The sequence below is a fragment of the Sphingobium rhizovicinum genome, assembly GCF_042647625.1.
Lineage (GTDB): Bacteria > Pseudomonadota > Alphaproteobacteria > Sphingomonadales > Sphingomonadaceae > Sphingobium > Sphingobium rhizovicinum.
The window spans coordinates 2,016,057-2,034,570 of the sequence record NZ_JBHRVU010000004.1 but is presented as its reverse complement, the minus strand read 5'-3'; the positions used below and the strand labels follow the sequence as shown (position 1 = coordinate 2,034,570).

15 protein-coding genes and 1 tRNA gene are annotated in these 18,514 nt (G+C 63.8%); 10 read left to right on the top strand and 6 right to left on the bottom strand.

Features of this window, described 5'->3' with window-relative positions:
- The first annotated feature begins 82 nt into the window (after positions 1-82).
- The 6 genes from ACFOKF_RS11065 to ACFOKF_RS11040 all read left to right on the top strand — a co-directional run bounded on the left by ACFOKF_RS11065 (position 83) and on the right by ACFOKF_RS11040 (position 9,484).
- A complete protein-coding gene (locus tag ACFOKF_RS11065) occupies positions 83-1,414 on the top strand; it encodes a TolC family protein (RefSeq protein ID WP_380795646.1) in 1,332 nt (443 codons plus the stop codon).
- Positions 1,415-1,416: 2 nt separating this feature from the next.
- The gene (locus ACFOKF_RS11060) at positions 1,417-3,582 is read left to right on the top strand and encodes a type I secretion system permease/ATPase (protein WP_380797750.1); all 2,166 of its coding nucleotides are present in this window, start codon (positions 1,417-1,419) and stop codon (positions 3,580-3,582) included.
- Positions 3,579-4,766 carry an HlyD family efflux transporter periplasmic adaptor subunit gene (locus tag ACFOKF_RS11055; RefSeq protein WP_380795644.1) on the top strand — a complete coding sequence of 396 codons (1,188 nt, stop codon included), beginning with the start codon at positions 3,579-3,581 and terminating at the stop codon, positions 4,764-4,766. Before ACFOKF_RS11060 ends, ACFOKF_RS11055 begins: the two co-directional genes overlap by 4 nt.
- On the top strand, positions 4,763-7,843 hold the full coding sequence (locus tag ACFOKF_RS11050; RefSeq protein WP_380795642.1) for a Mur ligase family protein: 3,081 nt from the start codon (positions 4,763-4,765) through the stop codon (positions 7,841-7,843). The genes ACFOKF_RS11055 and ACFOKF_RS11050 overlap by 4 nt, the downstream gene beginning before the upstream one ends.
- 89 nt (positions 7,844-7,932) lie before the next feature.
- Positions 7,933-8,415, top strand: coding sequence for a MarR family transcriptional regulator (locus ACFOKF_RS11045; protein WP_380795641.1), 483 nt, complete (start codon positions 7,933-7,935; stop codon positions 8,413-8,415).
- 334 nt (positions 8,416-8,749) lie between these two features.
- Positions 8,750-9,484, top strand: a complete 735-nt coding sequence (locus tag ACFOKF_RS11040) for a cell wall hydrolase (protein ID WP_380795639.1) — start codon at positions 8,750-8,752, stop codon at positions 9,482-9,484.
- A gap of 82 nt (positions 9,485-9,566) precedes the next feature.
- Here ACFOKF_RS11040 and ACFOKF_RS11035 read toward each other — a convergent pair.
- From ACFOKF_RS11035 to ACFOKF_RS11025, 3 genes are all read right to left on the bottom strand, one after another.
- Positions 9,567-9,641 (bottom strand) — tRNA-Glu (locus tag ACFOKF_RS11035).
- 295 nt (positions 9,642-9,936) lie between these two features.
- A complete protein-coding gene (locus ACFOKF_RS11030; RefSeq protein WP_380795638.1) occupies positions 9,937-10,737 on the bottom strand; it encodes a SapC family protein in 801 nt (266 codons plus the stop codon).
- A gap of 129 nt (positions 10,738-10,866) precedes the next feature.
- The gene (locus tag ACFOKF_RS11025; protein ID WP_380795636.1) at positions 10,867-12,306 is read right to left on the bottom strand and encodes an FAD-binding oxidoreductase; all 1,440 of its coding nucleotides are present in this window, start codon (positions 12,304-12,306) and stop codon (positions 10,867-10,869) included.
- A 78-nt stretch (positions 12,307-12,384) separates the two neighbouring features.
- On the opposite strand from ACFOKF_RS11025, the gene ACFOKF_RS11020 reads away from it, so the two are divergent.
- A complete protein-coding gene (locus tag ACFOKF_RS11020; RefSeq protein WP_380795635.1) occupies positions 12,385-12,819 on the top strand; it encodes a hypothetical protein in 435 nt (144 codons plus the stop codon).
- 123 nt (positions 12,820-12,942) lie between these two features.
- Complete coding sequence (locus tag ACFOKF_RS11015; RefSeq protein ID WP_380795633.1) at positions 12,943-14,322, top strand: DEAD/DEAH box helicase; 1,380 nt, start codon at positions 12,943-12,945, stop codon at positions 14,320-14,322.
- Positions 14,323-14,469: 147 nt separating this feature from the next.
- On the opposite strand, the gene ACFOKF_RS11010 is transcribed toward ACFOKF_RS11015, so the two are convergent.
- Genes ACFOKF_RS11010 through ACFOKF_RS11000 form a run of 3 tightly spaced genes read right to left on the bottom strand, consistent with a single transcriptional unit; the run spans position 14,470 to position 16,507 of the window.
- Positions 14,470-14,877 carry a Rap1a/Tai family immunity protein gene (locus tag ACFOKF_RS11010; RefSeq protein ID WP_380795632.1) on the bottom strand — a complete coding sequence of 136 codons (408 nt, stop codon included), beginning with the start codon at positions 14,875-14,877 and terminating at the stop codon, positions 14,470-14,472.
- A gap of 4 nt (positions 14,878-14,881) precedes the next feature.
- The gene (gene ruvX, locus ACFOKF_RS11005) at positions 14,882-15,355 is read right to left on the bottom strand and encodes a Holliday junction resolvase RuvX (RefSeq protein WP_380795631.1); all 474 of its coding nucleotides are present in this window, start codon (positions 15,353-15,355) and stop codon (positions 14,882-14,884) included.
- 33 nt (positions 15,356-15,388) lie between these two features.
- Positions 15,389-16,507: a DUF3089 domain-containing protein gene (locus tag ACFOKF_RS11000; protein WP_380795629.1), complete on the bottom strand. Its 1,119-nt coding sequence runs from the start codon at positions 16,505-16,507 to the stop codon at positions 15,389-15,391.
- Positions 16,508-16,626: 119 nt separating this feature from the next.
- Here ACFOKF_RS11000 and gatC point away from each other — a divergent pair, with 119 nt between their 5' ends.
- Complete coding sequence (gene gatC / locus ACFOKF_RS10995) at positions 16,627-16,914, top strand: Asp-tRNA(Asn)/Glu-tRNA(Gln) amidotransferase subunit GatC (RefSeq protein ID WP_093015170.1); 288 nt, start codon at positions 16,627-16,629, stop codon at positions 16,912-16,914.
- 100 nt (positions 16,915-17,014) lie between these two features.
- Positions 17,015-18,499, top strand: coding sequence for an Asp-tRNA(Asn)/Glu-tRNA(Gln) amidotransferase subunit GatA (gene gatA, locus ACFOKF_RS10990; RefSeq protein WP_380795627.1), 1,485 nt, complete (start codon positions 17,015-17,017; stop codon positions 18,497-18,499).
- Positions 18,500-18,514: the final 15 nt, after the last annotated feature.

Here is an 18,514-nt window from a genome sequence, read left to right as displayed (position 1 = left end):
CGATGGCGGCATAATAATAAAATACATGCGTTAGCTTGTTCGTAACCAATGGAAATCATTCTGGTCATAAACGGATGAGGATATGACCGGGATGGAAACATGCTTCCATGGCGGCAAATTCTGTCTACTGGCTTTCGGCGCGATGCTGACCATGTCTGCGTCTGCATCGGCCGAAGCGGTAGCCAGCCCTGCCGATCGGGTGACGCTGGAAGAAGCCGCCCGCGAGGCGGTCGCCTGGCACCCGGTGCTGAGCGAGGTCGCTGGCGAATTGCGGGCGCGCGGGACCGAAGTCGATGTCGCACGCGCAGGCTATTCACCCCAGATCAGCGCGGGCATCGCCACCGGCTTTGACAGCCGTCTGACCGGCGACTGGCGGCCCCGGCCCCAGATCAACGCATCGCAGATGATCTATGATTTCGGCAAGGTGTCGAGCGCGGTCGATTCCGCCTGGGCCGGGGTGCGGATCGGACAGGCGCAACTCTTGCGCGCGGTCGACGATCTGGTCCGCGACACCGGCTATGCGATGATTGAAGTGCAACGCGGCGAAGCGCTGCACAAGATTGCGCTGGAGCAGCTGGATCGCGTCCGCGCCATCAGCGATCTGGTCGACAGCCGCATGACCAAAGGCGCGGCGACCCAGTCCGACGGCTTGCAGGCGCTGGCCCGCGTCGAGGCGGTGATGGCCACGCTGTCGCAGATTGAGGCTGTCCGTCGTCGCTGGTCCAGCAATCTCGCCTTCCTGCTCGGTCGGCCGGCACCGGCGGGCACGGTCGACCGGGACGTGCCCGGTTGGCTGATGGCGGCCTGTCGCCAGCCATCTATCGACTGGAAGGATGTGCCCGCGGTCATGGCCGCCGAAGCGCGCAAGAATCAGGCCGCCGCCGATCTGCGGCGCAGCAAGGCCGATCAATTGCCGACCATATCGATCGGTGGAACTGGGACGATCGACGTGTCCGATCCGCTGTCCGACCGGCGCAGCGCCTATACGATCGGCCTTAACGTCACCAGCAATGTGTTTGGCGGCGGGATCAGCAAGGCGCGGGTGCGCGGCGCGGAATATGCGCTGGATGCGGCGCAGGCGGCGACCGACCGGGTGCGCAATGAAACCGCGCAGCGCCTGTCGGAAGCGCAGCAGCAGATCGAAAGCCTCAATGCGCTGCTCAAGACGCTGTCTTCGCGGGAGGGCAATATGAGCGAAACCGGCAAGCTGTATCGCATGCAATATCTGGAAATGGGCACCCGCACGTTGGTCGATCTGCTCAATGCCGAACAGGAATATCAACAGGTTCGGATAGAGGCGGCCAATACCGTCCATGATCTGCGCCGGCTGGAGCTGGATTGCCTCTATAGTTCGGGACGGGTCCGGTCGGCCTTTCACCTGACCGGCATGGTGGTGCGGGGGGTGACGCTGTGAACATGGCCCCGCCCGTCCAGCCCGTCGCCAGCGCGGTGCCGGTGGATGCCTGGCTGGACCTGCTGCAACAGGTTGCGCGGCATTATGGCCTGCCCAACAGCGAACAGGGCGCGCGGCTGGCGGGAATGTGGGCCGGGGCGGGCGCGGGCGCGCAGGACGAGCATGCCCGCGTGCGCGGCATGGCCCGCGCGCTGGGGCTGTCGGTCCGCTTCCGGGTGCCGGCCGCCGGCGAAAAGCTGTTGTCGGGCTGGCGTTTGCCGATCATCGTGCGGATGGACGATGGCGGCATGGCGTTGCTGACCGCCATATCCGAAGACGGCGTGGCGACGCTGTCGCTGGCGGGCGATGGCGGCCTGCACATTCAACTGCCGATCGCGGATATAGCGCAGGGACTGGCCCTGCTGGTGATCGCCCGGCCCAGCCGGTCGGCCCCCGACGCCCGCGTCGATCCCTATATTCACCGCCATGACGAACATTGGCTGCGCGCGATCCTGCATCAGGACAGTCGGTCCTATGTGCCGGTGATGGTGGCGTCCTGCATCGCCAATATGCTGGGCCTGTCGGGCGTCATCTTTTCGATGCAGGTCTATGACCGGGTCGTGCCGGCGGAATCCTTCCCCACCCTCTATATATTGGCGTTCGGTGTGGCGATGGCGATCGGCTTCGATTTTCTGCTGCGCCGGCTGCGGATGAACATCGTCGATATATTGGGAAAGCGCGCGGATCTGCGCATGTCGGACAAGGTGTTCAGCCATGCGCTGCGCGTGCGCAATCGGGCGCGGCCGACATCGACCGGCACCTTCATCGCGCAATTGCGCGATCTGGATCAGGTGCGCGAACTGCTGACGTCGACCACGATCGCGGCGATCGCGGACCTGCCTTTCTTTCTGATCTTTCTGGCGATCCTCTGGTCCATTGGCGGCCCGCTGGTGCTGGTGCCGCTTGCCGCGCTGGTGCTGCTGATCCTGCCGGGGCTGCTCGTCCAGCGGCGCCTGCGCGCCTATGCCACCGCATCGATGCGTGAATCCTCGTTGCGCAACGCCATGCTGGTGGAGGCGGTGCAAGGAATAGAGGATATAAAGGCATTGCAGGCCGAGGAGCGGTTCCGCCAGCATTGGAACCGCTATAATGCCGAAGCGGGCGAGGCGCAGTTGAAGCTGCGCGGGCTGACCAACAGCCTGACGGTCTGGACGCAAAATGTGCAGAATGGCGTCTACGCCGGCATCATCTGCGCCGGTGCGCCGATGGTGATGGCCGGCGACATCACGACCGGCGCTTTGGTCGCCTCCTCGATCCTGGGATCGCGGATGATGGCGCCGATGTCGCAGGTGACGTCGCTGCTCAGCCGGTTCCAGCAATCGCGCGTGGCGATGGGCAGCCTGAACCAGATCATGGACCTGCCCGTCGATCGGCCGGATATGGAGCATCGAATTTCGGTCAACGCCATTGCCGGCGCGATGACGATTCATGACGGCCTGTTCAGCTATGGCGACCCGAACAGCCTGCCTGCGCTGACGATTCCCAAGCTGGAGATCGCCGCTGGTGAGAAGGTCGCGCTGCTTGGCCGCAATGGTGCGGGCAAATCCACCCTGTTGCAGGCGCTGTCGGGCATGTTGCCTCCGATTTCGGGTGAAGTGCTGGTCGATCATCTGGCGATGCACCATGTCGATCCTGAAGATTTGCGCCGCGACGTCGGATTTCTGTCGCAGAACAGCCGGCTGTTCCATGGCACGATCCGCGAAAACCTGACTTTGGGCGCGCCGGATGTGTCCAGTGAGGAAATCCTGTCCATGCTGGCGATGACCGGCGCGGCGGAATTTGTGCGTCGCCTGCGCAGCGGGCTGGAGCATGTCATCCTGGAAGGAGGCCGGGGCCTGTCGGGCGGCCAGATCCAGTCGCTGCTGCTGGCGCGCCTGTTGCTGCGCCACCCGACTGTCGCGCTGCTGGATGAGCCGACCGCATCGATGGACGAAGTGTCGGAGCGGCATTTCATCACCGGCCTCAAGACATGGGCGCAGGGGCGGACGCTGATCGTGGCGACCCACCGGATGCGGGTGCTGGAACTGGTCGACCGGGTGATCGTGATCGACAATGGCAAAATCCTGCTCGACCAGCCCCGCGATGCGGCGCTGCGCACGATGCAGAATAACCGGGTGAGGGCGGCATGAGCATCGCCCTGACTGATCAGGAATGGCGGTTCGATGATGAGGGGCGCAGCCGCCTTATCGGTGCGAAGCGGCTGCTCTGGCTGGTGGTCATCCTGTTCGTTGCTGGCTTTGCCTGGGCCTGGTTTGCGAAATTGGACGAGGTGGCCAGCGGCAGCGGGCGCGTGGTGCCGACCAGCCGGGAACAGGTGATACAGTCGCTGGAAGGCGGCATATTGGCCAAGTTGCTGGTCAAGCAGGATGACATTGTCCGGCCGGGTCAGATATTGGCGCAACTGGACCCGACGCAGGCGGGATCGACGGTGGACGAGAGCGCCGCCAAATATCGCGCCGCCCTGGCCAGCGCAGCCCGGTTGCGGGCGGAAGTCGGCGGCACGGCGATCGTCTTTCCGCGCGAACTTGATCCTTATCCCGACCTCAAGGCCGCTGAAACCCGCCTCTATCAGGACCGACGGCAAAGTCTGGCCAGCGCCGACAAACTGATCGATGAATCGCTGGCGCTGATCAGTCGGGAAGTGGGGATCGGCGAATCCCTGATCTCCGTCGGCGCGGCCAGCAATGTCGAGGTGCTGCGGTTGAAACGTCAGCGCGCCGAATTGGCGCTGAAAAAGGCCGATCTGCGATCGCAATATCTGGTCGAGGCGCAGCAGGATCTGGCCAAGGTCAGCGAGGAAGTGGAGGCGCTGGCCCCGGTGGTCCGGGGCCGGTCCGACACGCTCAATCGCCTGACGCTGCGTTCGCCGGTGCGCGGCGTGGTGAAGAGCATCGAAGTGTCGACGATCGGCGGGGTGGTGTCGCCCAATGGGGAGATTATGCAGATCGTCCCGCTGGACGACCAGTTGCTAATCGAGGCGCGGATTGCGCCGCGCGACATCGCCTTCATCCATCCCAACCAGCGCGCCACCGTGAAGATCACCGCCTATGACTATGCCATCTATGGCGGGCTGGAGGGCGAAGTGTCGAGCATTTCGCCCGACACGATCAAGGATGAGGTGAATCCGGACATTTATTATTACCGCGTGTTCGTGCGGACGCGGTCGGTGTCGCTGGTCAACAAGGCGGGCAAGCATTTCCCGATCGTGCCGGGGATGATCGCCACGGTCGACATCCACACCGGCAGCAAGACGGTGATGCAATATCTGCTCAAGCCGCTCAACCGCGCGCGGGAAGGACTGCGGGAACGATGAAGGTGTCGTTGGAGGAAAGGCTGGCCGCGATCGGCGAACAAATGGACAGGGTTCCCGCCATCCTGATCGACGGCAGCCCCTGTGTCGTCCTGTTCCTGTCTTTCACGGACGGTATGACGCGTGCCCGCACGCTGACCATTACCGGCCCGGACGGGGCATCCTGCTGGCAATCGGCCCTGCCGCATCTGATGCAGGCGGCCGACCGGCTGGACTGGCTGCGCGTCGATTGGGTTCGGGCGGTCGAGCGGACCGACTGGCATGGCCTGCGCCAGCGACTGGCGGCGACCAAGCGCAATTATTTCCGCCTCGGCATCGCGCTGGACGAGAAACTGGAACGCGCTTTTCTGGAAACGGAGATCAATGCGAACGCCATGCTTTATGGCGGCAAAGGCCATCCGACGGCCGTCGTCAACGAAGGCAATTTCCGGCGCTATGCCCGGCTGCGGCATGGCATCAGGGCGATCGACTTCAGTGATGATCACCCGATATGGCTGTTTTCGACCGGGGGATTGTTCATGGACGGCGATGGCGTCCTCCATGTCATTCGCCAGCAGGGGCGCAATGCCGGGCGTCGCACCGTCGATCGGCTCGATCCCGACCTGTTGTTGCGCCTGATCGATGACGGCAGCCGCTATCTGGCGTCGCAGGTGCAGGCGGACGGGCGTTTTCATTATGGCTGGCATCCTTGTTTCGACCGGCCGATCGCCGCCTATAACAGCCTGCGCCATGCCAGCAGCTGCTATGCGATGCTGGAAAGCTGGGAAGTCACGCGGGATCCTGATCTGCTGGTCGCGATCGAGCAGGCGCTGGCCTATCTGGAGCAGGAACTGATCCGGCCCGCAATCTTGCCGGACGGGACGCAGGCCGCTTTCCTGATCGATCCGGGCAATGAGATCAAGCTGGGCGGCAATGCCGTCTGCCTGCTGGCGCTGGTCAAATATAGCGAATTATGCGCGATCGATCGCTATCGCGACCTTCTGGACCGGCTGGCGGCTGGCATCCTGCACATGCAGGATGCGGATAGCGGCGGCTTCGTCCATGTGCTCGATTATCCGTCGCTGGCGGTAAAGCAGGCTTTTCGCATCATCTATTATGATGGCGAAGCGGCCTTTGGTCTGATGCGCCTTTATGGCCTGACCGGCGACAGCCGCTGGATCGACGCGGTGGCCCGCGCCTTCGATCATTTCATCGCGGCGGGCCATGCCTGCGCCCATGATCATTGGCTGGGCTATTGCGCGAACGAACTGACCCGGCATCGCCCCGCCGAAGCCTGGTTCCGTTTCGGGCTGGACAATGTCCGCGACTATCTGGATTTCGTGGAATATCGCATCACCACTTTCCCGACGCTGCTGGAACTGATGATGGCGGCGCAGCAGATGATCGCGCGTCTGGCCACTGACCCGGACCACCGCCATTTGCTGGACAGCATCGACCTTGGCCGGTTCGACCGCGCCCTGCATGCCCGCGCGCATTATCTGCTCAACGGCCATTTCTGGCCGGAACTGGCGATGTTCTACGCCAATCCTGCGCGCATCGTCGGCAGCTTCTTCATCCGGCATCATGCCTTTCGGGTGCGCATCGACGATGTCGAACATTATCTGTCGGGACTGGTTTCCTATCGCCGCCATCTGATCGAGCAGCAGACGGCGCAGGACGTGCCGGAAGAACAGGGCTGGACGCCGCGCAGCGTGATGCAGGCGACGGGAGGGCGCTGGGTCGTACCGCCGCCGGCAGACTGGCGCGCGCAGGGGCTGTGCGTCCATCCGCCCAGTCAGAGGCCGGGCGACATGGTGGTGATGCGCGGCCGGGACGGAGAAAAGGGGATCGCCCCTCTTCTGATCGCGCGGGTCAAGCCGCAGGCTGCCGCGATCATCACCAGCGCACCCGATCGCTATGCCGACAGCGGCCTTCCGGTGCTGGCGGTGCCGGACAATGATGCGGCGATGCTGGCGCTCGGCCGCCATGCGCGTGAGATGATCGCGGGCAAGCTGATCGGCGTGACCGGCAGCGCGGGCAAGACGACGATGGTCGCCATGCTGGCTCAGGCGCTGCGGCCCTGGGGCCCGGTTGGCGAGACGCGGATGAATGCAAATCTGCCTCATGGCATTGCCTGGAATCTGGCTTCCATCCCGTGGGATACGCCGCACGTCGTGATGGAGCTGGCGATCGGGCGCATGAAGCAGAATACGCAACTGACCCGCCCCGATGTTGCGATTTTCACCAATATCGCGGCTGCGCATCTGGAATTTCATCGCGACCTTGCCACCGTCGCGCGCCGCAAGAGCGCCATTTTTGAAGGGATGGCGCCCGGCAGCACTGCCATATTGAACGCCGACATGGCGGAATTGCCATTGGTGCGCGCACTGGCGCAGGCCCATGATCTGCATGTCGTCACCTATGGCGAGACGGCGGATGCCGATTTTCGCCTGATCGACCGTCAGGATGGACAGTTGTGCGTGCGGACACCCGCAGAACCAGTGCGTTATATGTTGCAGGCGCCGGGGCGGCATATGGCGCTCAACAGCGTGGCGGTGCTGGCGACCCTGTCGGCGCTGTCCCTGGATATTGGGCGCGGCGTCGCGGCGATTGCGGATTTTCGCCCGCTCGCCGGACGCGGCGAGGAAGTGCCGCTGACTATCGGCGGACGGCGGATCAGGTTGATCGACGAAGCCTATAACGCCAACCCTGCATCAATGACGGCGGCGCTGGAACTGCTGGGCGCTCAGGTCGGTGGTCGGCGGATCGCATTGTTGGGCGAGATGCTTGAACTGGGGCAGGACGCAGCGGGCTATCATGCTGCGCTGGCGCCGTTGATAGCCGATCAGGCGATCGACCGGGCGCATGTGATGGGCGGCCTCTACACATCTTTCTGGGCCGGGCTGCCGGCGGCCTGCCGGGGCCTTTATGCCGATCATGTGGATCAGCTTTTCGATCATCTCGTAGCGGGCTCGCAGGATGGCGACATCCTTCTGGTCAAGGGATCGCATGGCAGTGGCCTGCATACTCTGGTCGGTCGCCTGAAGACCCGCGCGCAGGAGGAGGAAAGGGCCGGGCTGAAGATGGTCGGGGGCATGTGACCGCAGAAATTTGCCTTCTTTGGTAATTTGTTAACGGGACAGGCGCAGCATCGGGCTGCTCCACGAGAACGCAATGCAAGGAAGACTGCATGGGCTCGCGCGAACGACATATGGAGGGATCACCGGGCCGGGATATGCCCCGTGCGTCGTTGCTCGCCCTCGCTCGCCAGACACAACAGGCGCGGATCCACTGTTCCGCTCATTTTCCCAAACATGTGTTTCGCGATTCCGCCTGGGACATCATGCTGGAACTGTTCATCACGGCGGAGGAAGGGCGCACGCTTTGCGTCAAGGACATCATGGCGATCTCTGGAGAGAGCGCCACAGGCACGGTCCGCCGGATCGAAGGGCTGGAGGAAGCGCAACTGGTGGTCCGGCGCTATGATCCGCGCGATCATCGCCGCATGCTGGTGGAACTGAGCGGGAGAGGGCGGCACGCCATGATTTCCTTTCTCCAGCATCTGTTCGAAGCGGGGGAGGCGGCTTCGCGGGACGGCGTGTCGGTCACGCCGATCTCCTTCGTTCCCATTGCGCCGCGCCAGCCCCAGCGGGGGCTGGGCGACGCCGGTTGAGCGAACCGCCATGGCCCGCACCTCGCCAGGCGTGGCGGGCCGCTTCATGGCTGGCGTGCCGATTTTGGCGTTGGCCACCGCACCTTTTGCGCCGATGCGTCCACCCGGACCATCGTCCGCTTTTCTGGCATCTGACCTTTCGGCATCGGATCTGCCGACGCGCGCATCGTTCGCCAGAGCCATGCCATCAATCCGGCCGCCCGTTGTAGAAGCAGGAGAAAACCATATACTGCCGACCGACAGGGCGCGGGCGATGAATGCGGCCATTCCTTTTTCTGCGCGCGCTAATCCGGCAGCCAGCCCGTTCCACTTCGCTGGCGACGGAGGCAATCTGTTGCGCGCGGTCGATTGTCTGGCGGCGGCGCAAATCTATGAAGCAGGCGATGATGCCACCGGTGAACAGGCGGTCGCGCAGGTGGTGCTCAACCGGGTGCGCCACCCCGCTTTCCCCAAGAGCATATGCGGCGTCGTCTTTCAGGGGCAGGAACGCGCGACCGGCTGTCAGTTCACCTTTTCCTGCGACGGTGCGCTGGCGCGAACACCATCTCCAGCGGCATGGGACCGCGCCCGTACGATCGCGCGCGCGGCGCTGAACGGCGCCGTGTTCAGGCCCGTTGGCCTGTCGACCCACTATCATACCGACTGGGTCGTGCCCCACTGGAGCGCCAGCCTAGACAAGACCGCCAGAGTCGGCACCCATCTCTTCTTTCGCTGGACCGGGGAGTGGGGCACTGCCCCGGCCTTTCAGAATGCGGAGACCGGCGCAGAGCCGGTGATTGATCGTATTGCGCGGCTGTCGCTTGCGCACAGAAGCGCAGGCAAGTCGCCCGTTCTTCCTTCCGCGCTCAATGCCCAGGCAGAAGCATCCCGCAGCGAAATGGCGCAGGCGCGGGTCATGTCGCCTGTCAGCAAGAGTTGGACTGCCTCGCCTGCAACGCCATTGTTGCTTGTCGCCCCACAGGCTCGGGAAGGAGAGATGGGCGTTGAGGCCGGCAAAGGGAGTGGAGTGCGCATGGCGCTGCGGCCGGAGAGCCGAGCGGTTATATCGCAGGATAAAGGTCAGCCGTGATGGAAAATGTCCGCAAAGGCGAAACATGCCCCAAGTTATTGGCTCTTTATGGATAAGGCCGGCATCTAGCGCAGCGGCTGTCTGGTGACCCCTACGGGAATCGAACCCGTGTTTCAGCCGTGAGAGGGCCGCGTCCTAACCGCTAGACGAAGGGGCCTTGGGGCCGCTTGGGCGGCCGGCAGGCGGTGGGCTTTAGCAGGCCGGGCACGCGCGTCAAGCGAAAGCGCCGGCCCCTTCCTGTCCACCCCATAAAAAACCACCCCATGCAAGCATGGGGTGGCCAAGGTTCAGGGAGGAGACGCTTCCAAAGGGGGAAGCGCCCATATGACACACCCGAAAGGGGGGCAGGTGCGCCATATGTTTGGAAGATAGGACAGGGCGCACCGCCTTTCAAGGGGGGATGCGCCCTGCCATCTATCAAATTTTTCAACCCTTTCGGGTTAATTGCTCATTCAGGCTGCGGTCGGCTCCGGGGCCGCTTCTGCTGCGGCGGGAAGGGCGATCGGCCCCTTGCCCTGGGCGACCTGCGCTTCGAAGATGTCGCGCATCAGCTGAAGCGAGAAGAGGTGCGCATGGATCAGCGGCAACATGCCGTTCTGGTTGATCTTGCGCAGCTGGTCGCCACGCAGGTCGCGCAGCTTTTCCTCGTTGATCATGCGGAAACCGCGATAGACGAAGGGCTGTTCGGCAATCGGCGTCTGGATCGCGACTTCGCCGTCCATCAACAGATCCATGTCCTGAAGATCCTTCACGAACTGGCCGGTGCGGGCCGCAGCCTGTTCGAAATCCTCGCAGAATTTCAACACGCCCTGCGTCAGTTCGCTGGGCTTGCCCTCTTCGAACAAAGGCTGGCCTTCTTCGAACGCGCCCACGGCCGGGCTGGTCGGATCGAAGCAGAGCGACAATTCTTCGCTGTCCGGGCGCAGCTTGGCCAGCATCCAGGGATAGCGGCGGACATAGGCCGGCACATAGGCGGGGCCGCGCAGCTTGCCTTCGTCATCGACGAAGATGTTGACGCCTTCATTGAGACCCATCAGCAGCAGCGGCACGGAATCGGCGCCGGCCGAGAAGATGATCGGCGCAAAGCGCTGCGCAGGCACGAATTCGTCGATCGTCAGCGGTACGGCGTGCTGCGTCGTCAGGAAAGGGGCGGCTTCGACCGAGCGGACCTTGTAGTCGGCATGGTCTGCGGAACTGAGCGGCAGCAGGTCGTTATAGAAGATCGGCAGGGAGTTTGCGGGCGCGCTGGCCATGATCAGTCCATTCTCTCTCAAAAATGCAGCGCACCGGGGCACGCTGCGGTCGGCACATTGGGGCAGGGCGATATAGGCCTTGCCGGCCGGGCGCAATCGCTTTGTCGGCGGCTCGCGCCCGGCGCGGGATCAACCCTCGTCCGGGAATGGGATGAGTTTCCCCGGATTGAACAGCCCCCTGGGGTCGAACGCCGCCTTGATCGCGCGCAGGGCGCCGATTCGCGCCGGGCCGGCCAGCCGCCCCAGTTCCGCCCGCTTCATCTGGCCAATGCCATGTTCGGCCGAAATGGAGCCGCCCGCCGCCACGACCGCATCATGGACGAAAGCGTTGATCGCCTGTCCCCGTGCCGCGATCCAGGCCGGCCCGTCGCTGGTCCCTTTGGGCGCGCGAACATGGAAATGGACATTGCCGTCGCCCAGATGGCCAAAGGAGGAAGCCGTCGTGCCGGGGAAGCTCGCTTCCGCCGCCGCCGCCGCCTCGACCATGAAGGCGGGCATTTTCGCCACCGGCACGCTGATGTCATATTGCAGCGCCGGTCCCTGCGCCTTTTCCGATTCCGACAGGGATTCGCGGATGCGCCAGAAGGCGTCGGCCTGCGCTTCATTGGCGGCAATGGCGGCGTCCACCGCAATGCCCCGCCCGAACGCGTCGGCCAGAGCGCCCTCCAGCCGTTCGGACGGGCCGGGTTCGCGCAGATCGGCATGGTCGACTTCGATCAGCACATGCCAGGGCGTGCGCGTTTCGATCGGGCTGCGCGTGCCGGGGATATGGCCCAGCACGAAACCCAAGGTCTCGTCGGCGATCACCTCAAACCCCTCGACGCTGTCGCCCAGTCTCTCCTCGATCAGGCGCAACAGGCGCAGCGCATCGGCCGGCGTCTCCACCCCGACCCAGCCAACCGCCCGCGCCGCGATCGCCGGGGCGAGCCGCAGCGAGGCTGCCGTGACGACGCCCAGCGTGCCTTCCGCCCCGATCAGCAACTGCTTGATGTCATAGCCGCGATTATCCTTCTTCAACGCGTCCAGTCCATCGAAGATGCTGCCGTCGGGCAGCACCGCCTCTATCCCTTCGACCAGCGCGCGCATCGTGCCGTGACGCAAAACCTGCGTGCCGCCCGCATTGGTCGACACCAGTCCGCCGATCGTGGCGGAGCCTTTCGCGCCCAGGCTCAGCGGAAACCGCCGTCCCGCCGCCTCCGCCGCGTCATGCAGCACGCTCAGGATCACGCCGGCTTCGCAAACGGCCAGATTTTCATCGGGTGACAAGGCGCGAATCCGGTTCATCCGGCGCAGCGACAGGATCAGCGCAGAGCCGTCCGCCGGTGGAGTTGCGCCGCCGACCATCGACGTATTGCCGCCTTGCGGCACCAGCGCCACGCCCAGTTCCGCCGCCAGCCGCACCGCATCGGCCACTTCCTGCGTGGAGACCGGCGACAGGATCGCGCTCGCCGCGCCATGATAGCGTCCGCGCCAGTCATGCACCCATGGATCAACATCGTCCGGGTCGGTGATGACGCCCTTTGGTCCGAGCAGGGCGACGAAGCGTTCGATAATCTGCTGTTCAATCATGAGACAATGCTATGCCCCGGAATTCATCGACTGTTCAACCATCAGGCGATAGCGTGCCATTCCCAAAAGGGGTCCGACTTGCTTCCATCTGTCCTGCTGCTGTTGATCGCGCCCGGCGCTGAGCCTGTGCAAATGGCGCAGCTCACGATTCAGCAGCGCATCATCATTCGCGTGCCGATGGCGAAACGGGGCAAGGCGCCGGCGCGAATCACGCCTGAAGCGCGTGGGGCATGGGAAGAAAAGAAAGGGCCGCGCTGCGTTGCGCTCCGATCGATTCGCGGCGCCAGCATCGTCGTGGAAAATGGCGTCGATCTGATCCTGGCCGACAATCACCGTTACCGCGCCCGGCTGGAGCGGGGCTGCGACTCCGACGGCTTTTATTCCGGATTTTATGTGGAGCCGGACGAGGATGGCTCGCTCTGTTCGGGCCGGGACGAACTGCAGGCGCGCAGCGGGCTTAGCTGCGCGATCGACAGCTTCCGACGGCTGATCCCGGTCGACGAAGAAGATTAAAGCGGCCCGATAGGCCTTGAAATACGCGAATTTCTTGACAAGTGGCCGATATTTCCGCAATGCGCGGCCGATTTTCCGTCGCGTGGACGCGCGCGCCGGCCACCTCCTGTCCCGGACGATTGAATGACTTTTGCCGATCTCGGCCTTTCCGACGAATTGCTCAAGGCCGTAACCGAGGCCGGCTATGACACGCCCACGCCTATTCAGGCGCAGGCGATCCCGCCGGTGCTGATGATGAAGGACATTATCGGCATTGCGCAGACGGGCACGGGCAAGACCGCCAGCTTCGTGCTGCCGATGATCGACATCCTGGCCCATGGCCGCGCCCGCGCGCTGATGCCGCGCAGCCTGATCCTGGAGCCGACCCGCGAACTCGCCGCCCAGGTGGCGGAGAATTTCGAGAAATACGGCAAATATCACAAGCTTTCCATGGCGCTGCTGATCGGCGGCGTGCAGATGGGCGATCAGATCAAGGCGCTGGAAAAGGGCGTCGACGTGCTGATCGCGACGCCGGGCCGCCTGATGGACCTGTTCCAGCGCGGCAAGATATTGCTCAACGGCTGCAACATGCTGGTCATCGACGAAGCCGACCGCATGCTCGACATGGGCTTCATCCCCGACATCGAGGAAATCTGCACCAAGCTGCCGGCGCAGCGCCAGACGTTGCTGTTTTCGGCCACCATGCCGCCGGTGATCAAGAAACTGGCCGATCGCTTCCTGTCCAATCCCAAGTCGATCGAAGTGGCGCGGCCCGCAACCGCCTCCACCAACATCACCCAGCATCTGGTGAAGGTCGATTCGCGCAAGAAGCGGGAGGCGCTGCGCGCGCTGCTCGACGCGCAGGATGTGCAGAGCGCGGTGATCTTCTGCAACCGCAAGACCACGGTGCGCGAACTCAACAAGAGCCTGCAACGCCATGGTTACAGATCGGGCGAAATCCATGGCGATATTGACCAGTCATCGCGCATCGCCGAACTGGAGCGCTTCCGTGACGGCAAGGTGAATATCCTCGTCGCGTCGGACGTCGCGGCGCGCGGTTTGGACATTAAGGGCGTCAGCCATGTCTTCAACTTCGACGCGCCCTGGCACCCGGACGATTACGTCCACCGCATCGGCCGCACCGGCCGCGCGGGGGCGAAGGGCGTCGCCTTCACCTTCGTCACGAACGAGGATGCCGAGGCGATCGACAATATTCAGAAGTTGATCGGCACCAAGATCGCCTATGCCGATCTGCCGGCTGGCGCGGATGCGCCGCAGGCGGAAATGCGCGGCGAAGGTCGATCCGAAAACCGTGATCGCAAGGATGGTCGCCGCCGTGACGATAAGCGCCGTGCCGATGGTCCGCGCGAGGACCGTCCCCGTGAAGATCGTCCTCGTGCTGATCGTAAGGACTCGCGCGCCGTTCCGCCGCCGCCGCGTCGGCGCGACGCTGCGGAAGACGGTCCGGACGAGGGCTGGAATGGTCCCGTCCCCGAATTTCTGTCGGTCGGCTTTAGCGGCTGAGCGGCAGCGGGAGGCCGTCCGGATGCAGGGCTGTTCTCCAATATTCTTCTCTATCAGGCCCTGGATGTGATGGCTTTGTGGCCATTCTCGTCACCCTAGGCATTGGTGGGTTGAAGGAAGCCAGCTCTTAAAGTCCGCGACTGTCGCTCAGCGCTTCTTGCGGCTCGTCTTTTTCTTCGTTGCCGGCTTGGCCGTAGGGCAGGGCCATGCCTTGCGCGTGGCGGCGAAGACCTGAGAAGACGCCGATTTCTTGCGGTCGATCGGGTTTTTGCTGAGATAGGCGACGGTAGTGTTGCGTAACTGGTTGATGGTCACGTCGCCGGGGATGCAGCTTTTGAGTTTGTTGGCTTCGCGCGTTGTGTTGAACGCGTCCACCGCGCCGCTGATATAGCCAAGGCACTCATAGCTTTTTTCGAAATAGTCCTTGCCTTCCTTGTCCGCGGTGCAGACGGCGTAGAGGTCGTCGCCCGAATAAAAGCCGGCATGGGCGGTGGCGGGCGCCAGCGCAGAGGCGGCGAGGGCAAGGGCGATGTTATAATAAGTCCGGCGCAGCATTGTCTCACTCCATCCCGGCGACCAGGCCGTCGATTGCGCCCTGCAAAATATAGCTGGCGGCGAGTTTATCGACCAGTTCGTCGCGGCGGGCGCGGCTGGCGTCGGCCTCCAGCAATGTGCGGGTGACGGCCTGGGTCGACCAGCGTTCGTCCCACAGCAGGATGGGATAGCCAAGATCGCCCAGATTATGCGCGAAGGCGCGGCTGGACTGGCTGCGCGGGCTATTGGTGCCATCCAGGTTCAGCGGCAGGCCGATGACGATGCCCTTCACCTGCTGCTGTTCGATAAAGCTGGCGAGCGCCGGTTTATCCTTGCTGAACTTGCCGCGATTGACGGTGTAGGCGGGGCTGGCGATGGTCCAGTGGGCGTCGCACAGGGCCAGGCCTATCGTCTTGGTGCCGACATCCATGCCGATCAGCCGCCCGCCCTGCGGCAAAGCCTCCCGAAAGGCGACGCGATCCGTTGTTACCAGTGTCATGGGGTGCCCCCCTGTCACTTTTCCGGTCGCAAGTCACTTCTTCATGAAGGCCGCCAGTCGTTTCTGCGCATCCTCGCGCACATTGCCCCAGAACAGGCTGTAGTCATAAACATGATAGTTATTGCCCGGCAGCGTGAACGGACCCATGTCGACCGGCTCCCCGATCATCAGCACGCCGCTGGTATCGCAGCGGGCGGGCACGACGCCGGTAACGAGCTTGGGCGGTTGACCCTGTTCGCGCGCGTCGAGCGTGCCCTTGTTGGCGCTGGCCGGGGCCTTGCCATTAAAGGCACCGGTTATGGGGTTGGTGCAGAGCATGTGGGTGCCCTTGCGCGGTCGTCCGGTATAGCCGGTCTTGCGCTCGAAGCTTTCGAGCACGGCGGACGGATCGGCCGGTTCGGCATAGCTTTGCCAACTGACGATGCAGTGGGCCTGCGCCTGTCCAGCGCAGGCGGGCAGGCCCAGCGCAGGCAGGTCCGCCTCCACCGAGACAGGCCAGCCGACCACATAGGCGGCGACGACCCGGTCAGCGACAGGCTTTCCCGCCACCTGTTCGCGCAGTAGTTGCAACAAATGGCGCGACCCCTGGCTATGCCCGGCCAAAATGAGCGGGCCGTTCGGGTTGGCTTTAAGGAAAGCGGCGAAAGCCTGCGCCACATCGCGATAGGCGGCGTCCAGCGCCTGATCGCCGGCGGGCTTGTCGGTCAGGAAGGCGCCATAATTGGCCTGGCGATAGCGCGGCGCCCAGATGGCGCCGGCGGCGTTGAAAGCGCTGGCCTGTCCCATGACGAAACGGCGGGCGGTGGCGTCCGCCTCCTTGTCGTCCAGCCGAGCGTTCCAATGGGAATCGCCGAATGTGGTGATGTAGCTGGTGGGATGGATGAAGAAGATCGCGGCCTTGCCCGGGGTCGCGATCTTCGCGACGCCGGCCGGAGTCCAGAGTGCAGCATTGTCCTTCTCTATATCCGGTCGGGCGATCCACATCTTCGCGTCGATATAGGCATCGGCGGGGAGCGGCTGAAGCTGGGTGAACGGCTCGCGCGGCACCATGACCATGCGGATGAGTTGCATGCCCCAGACGCGATAGACCAGCAGCGCGGCGATCACCAGCACCACCAGGGTCGCGATGACGTAGAGAAATTTGCGCGCCACCCATGCTCTCCGAAATTGTCGCCCCCTGTCTGGCGCATGGATGGAACCGAAGCAAGGGGAAGAGGCGGCGCGCTAAACCCGCTTGAAGCGGGCAGGTGCGGGTGCTAGCGGCTTGGCCCATGTCGATAGACCTTCAGACCGTGAAAAAGATCGCCAGCCTTTCGCGCATTTCGGTGACGGATGCAGAAGCGGAAGCCATGGTGCCCGAACTCAACAACATCCTTGGCTGGGTGGAGCAACTGGGTGAGGTGGACGTGACCGGCGTGCAGCCGATGACGGCCGTCATCCCCAACCATCAACGCCTACGCGACGACGTCATCAACGATGGCGATGTGCGCGACAAGGTGCTGGCCAATGCGCCGCAGGCCGAACATGGCTTCTTCGCGGTGCCAAAGGTGATCGAGTGACCTTTTTTATTCCCGTTCGGGCTGAGCTTGTCGAAGCCCAGTCCTTCTTGAAAGAAAAGTGCAGCCCTTCGACAGGCTCAGGGCGAACGGAAGTTGGGGCATGACCAATTTAACTGATCTTACCGTGGCGGAAATCCGCGACGGCTTTCGTGCAGGCGATTTTTCGGCGCGCGAAGTGGCGGAAGGCTTCAACGCCAATGTCGCCGCGGCCAAGGCGCTGAACGCCTTCATCGTGGAAACGCCCGAAAAGGCGCTGGAAGCCGCTGACGCGGCCGACAAGGCGAAGGCCGCCGGCGAAACGCTGGGTGCGCTGGCCGGCGTGCCGATCGGCATGAAGGATTTGTTCTGCACGCAGGGCGTGCAGACGACCGCCGCGTCGCACATGCTGGAAGGCTTCACGCCGACCTATGAATCGACCGTGTCGGGCAAGCTGTGGGCAGCCGGTGCGGGGATGCTGGGCAAGCTGAACCTCGACCAGTTCGCCATGGGTTCGTCCAACGAGACGAGCTATTTTGGCAATGTGATCTCGCCCTGGCGGCGGAATGACGGCGGCAATGCCGCGCTGGCGCCGGGTGGCTCTTCGGGTGGTTCGTCTTCGGCGATTTCCGCGCGGCTGTGCCCGGCGGCGACCGGCACCGATACCGGCGGTTCGATCCGTCAGCCGGCCGCCTTCACCGGCATCAGCGGCATCAAGCCGACCTATGGCCGTTGCTCGCGCTGGGGTGTGGTGGCGTTCGCCTCTTCGCTGGATCAGGCCGGGCCGATGGCGCGCACGGTGCGCGACAATGCGATCCTGCTGGAGGTGATGTCGGGCTTCGATCCCAAGGATTCGACCTCGCTCGATCTGGCCGTGCCCCAGTGGGAAGCCAATTTGTCGAGCGATCTCAAGGGCAAAAAGGTCGGCATTCCCAAGGAATATCGCCCCGATGGCCTGAACGCAGAAATCTCCGCCATGTGGGATCGCGGCATCGCCTGGCTGAAGGACGCGGGTGCCGAGGTGGTCGAAGTGTCGCTGCCGCATACCAAATATGCGCTGCCGACTTACTATATCATCGCCCCGGCCGAGGCTTCCTCGAACCTCGCCCGCTATGACGGCGTGCGCTATGGCCAGCGCGACCTGCCCGATGGGGCGGGATTGCAGGACATGTATGCCGCGACCCGCGCTGCCGGTTTCGGGCCGGAAGTGAAGCGCCGCATCATGATCGGCACCTATGTGCTGTCGGCGGGCTTCTATGACGCCTATTATACGCAGGCGCAGAAGGTGCGGGCGCTGATCGCGCGCGATTTCGAGCAGGCTTTCGAAAAGTGCGACCTGCTGCTGACGCCGACCGCGCCGAGCGCGTCGTTCGCGCTGGGCGAGAAGCAGGCCGATCCGCTGGCCATGTATCTGAACGACGTCTTCACCGTGCCGGCCTCGCTGGCGGGGCTGCCAGCGATGGCGGTGCCGGGCGGGCTGGATTCCGCCGGGCTGCCGATCGGGTTGCAAATCATCGGCAAGGCGCTGGACGAACAGACCGTGCTGAACGCGGCCCTCGCGATCGAGGAGCGTTCGGGTTTCACGGCGCGGCCGGACAAGTGGTGGTAAATAATCATCGTCATG

What these genes read in the sequence shown, in the direction of transcription:
- ruvX (WP_380795631.1), bottom strand. Translation starts at nt 15,355, where the DNA reads ATGACACTGGTAACAACGGATCGCGTCGCCTTTCGGGAGGCTTTGCCG.
- ACFOKF_RS11050 (WP_380795642.1), top strand. Translation starts at nt 4,763, where the DNA reads ATGAAGGTGTCGTTGGAGGAAAGGCTGGCCGCGATCGGCGAACAAATG.
- ACFOKF_RS11060 (WP_380797750.1), top strand. Translation starts at nt 1,417, where the DNA reads ATGGCCCCGCCCGTCCAGCCCGTCGCCAGCGCGGTGCCGGTGGATGCC.
- ACFOKF_RS11015 (WP_380795633.1), top strand. Translation starts at nt 12,943, where the DNA reads ATGACTTTTGCCGATCTCGGCCTTTCCGACGAATTGCTCAAGGCCGTA.
- ACFOKF_RS11055 (WP_380795644.1), top strand. Translation starts at nt 3,579, where the DNA reads ATGAGCATCGCCCTGACTGATCAGGAATGGCGGTTCGATGATGAGGGG.
- gatA (WP_380795627.1), top strand. Translation starts at nt 17,015, where the DNA reads ATGACCAATTTAACTGATCTTACCGTGGCGGAAATCCGCGACGGCTTT.
- ACFOKF_RS11025 (WP_380795636.1), bottom strand. Translation starts at nt 12,306, where the DNA reads ATGATTGAACAGCAGATTATCGAACGCTTCGTCGCCCTGCTCGGACCA.
- ACFOKF_RS11045 (WP_380795641.1), top strand. Translation starts at nt 7,933, where the DNA reads ATGGGCTCGCGCGAACGACATATGGAGGGATCACCGGGCCGGGATATG.
- ACFOKF_RS11030 (WP_380795638.1), bottom strand. Translation starts at nt 10,737, where the DNA reads ATGGCCAGCGCGCCCGCAAACTCCCTGCCGATCTTCTATAACGACCTG.
- gatC (WP_093015170.1), top strand. Translation starts at nt 16,627, where the DNA reads ATGTCGATAGACCTTCAGACCGTGAAAAAGATCGCCAGCCTTTCGCGC.
- ACFOKF_RS11010 (WP_380795632.1), bottom strand. Translation starts at nt 14,877, where the DNA reads ATGCTGCGCCGGACTTATTATAACATCGCCCTTGCCCTCGCCGCCTCT.
- ACFOKF_RS11065 (WP_380795646.1), top strand. Translation starts at nt 83, where the DNA reads ATGACCGGGATGGAAACATGCTTCCATGGCGGCAAATTCTGTCTACTG.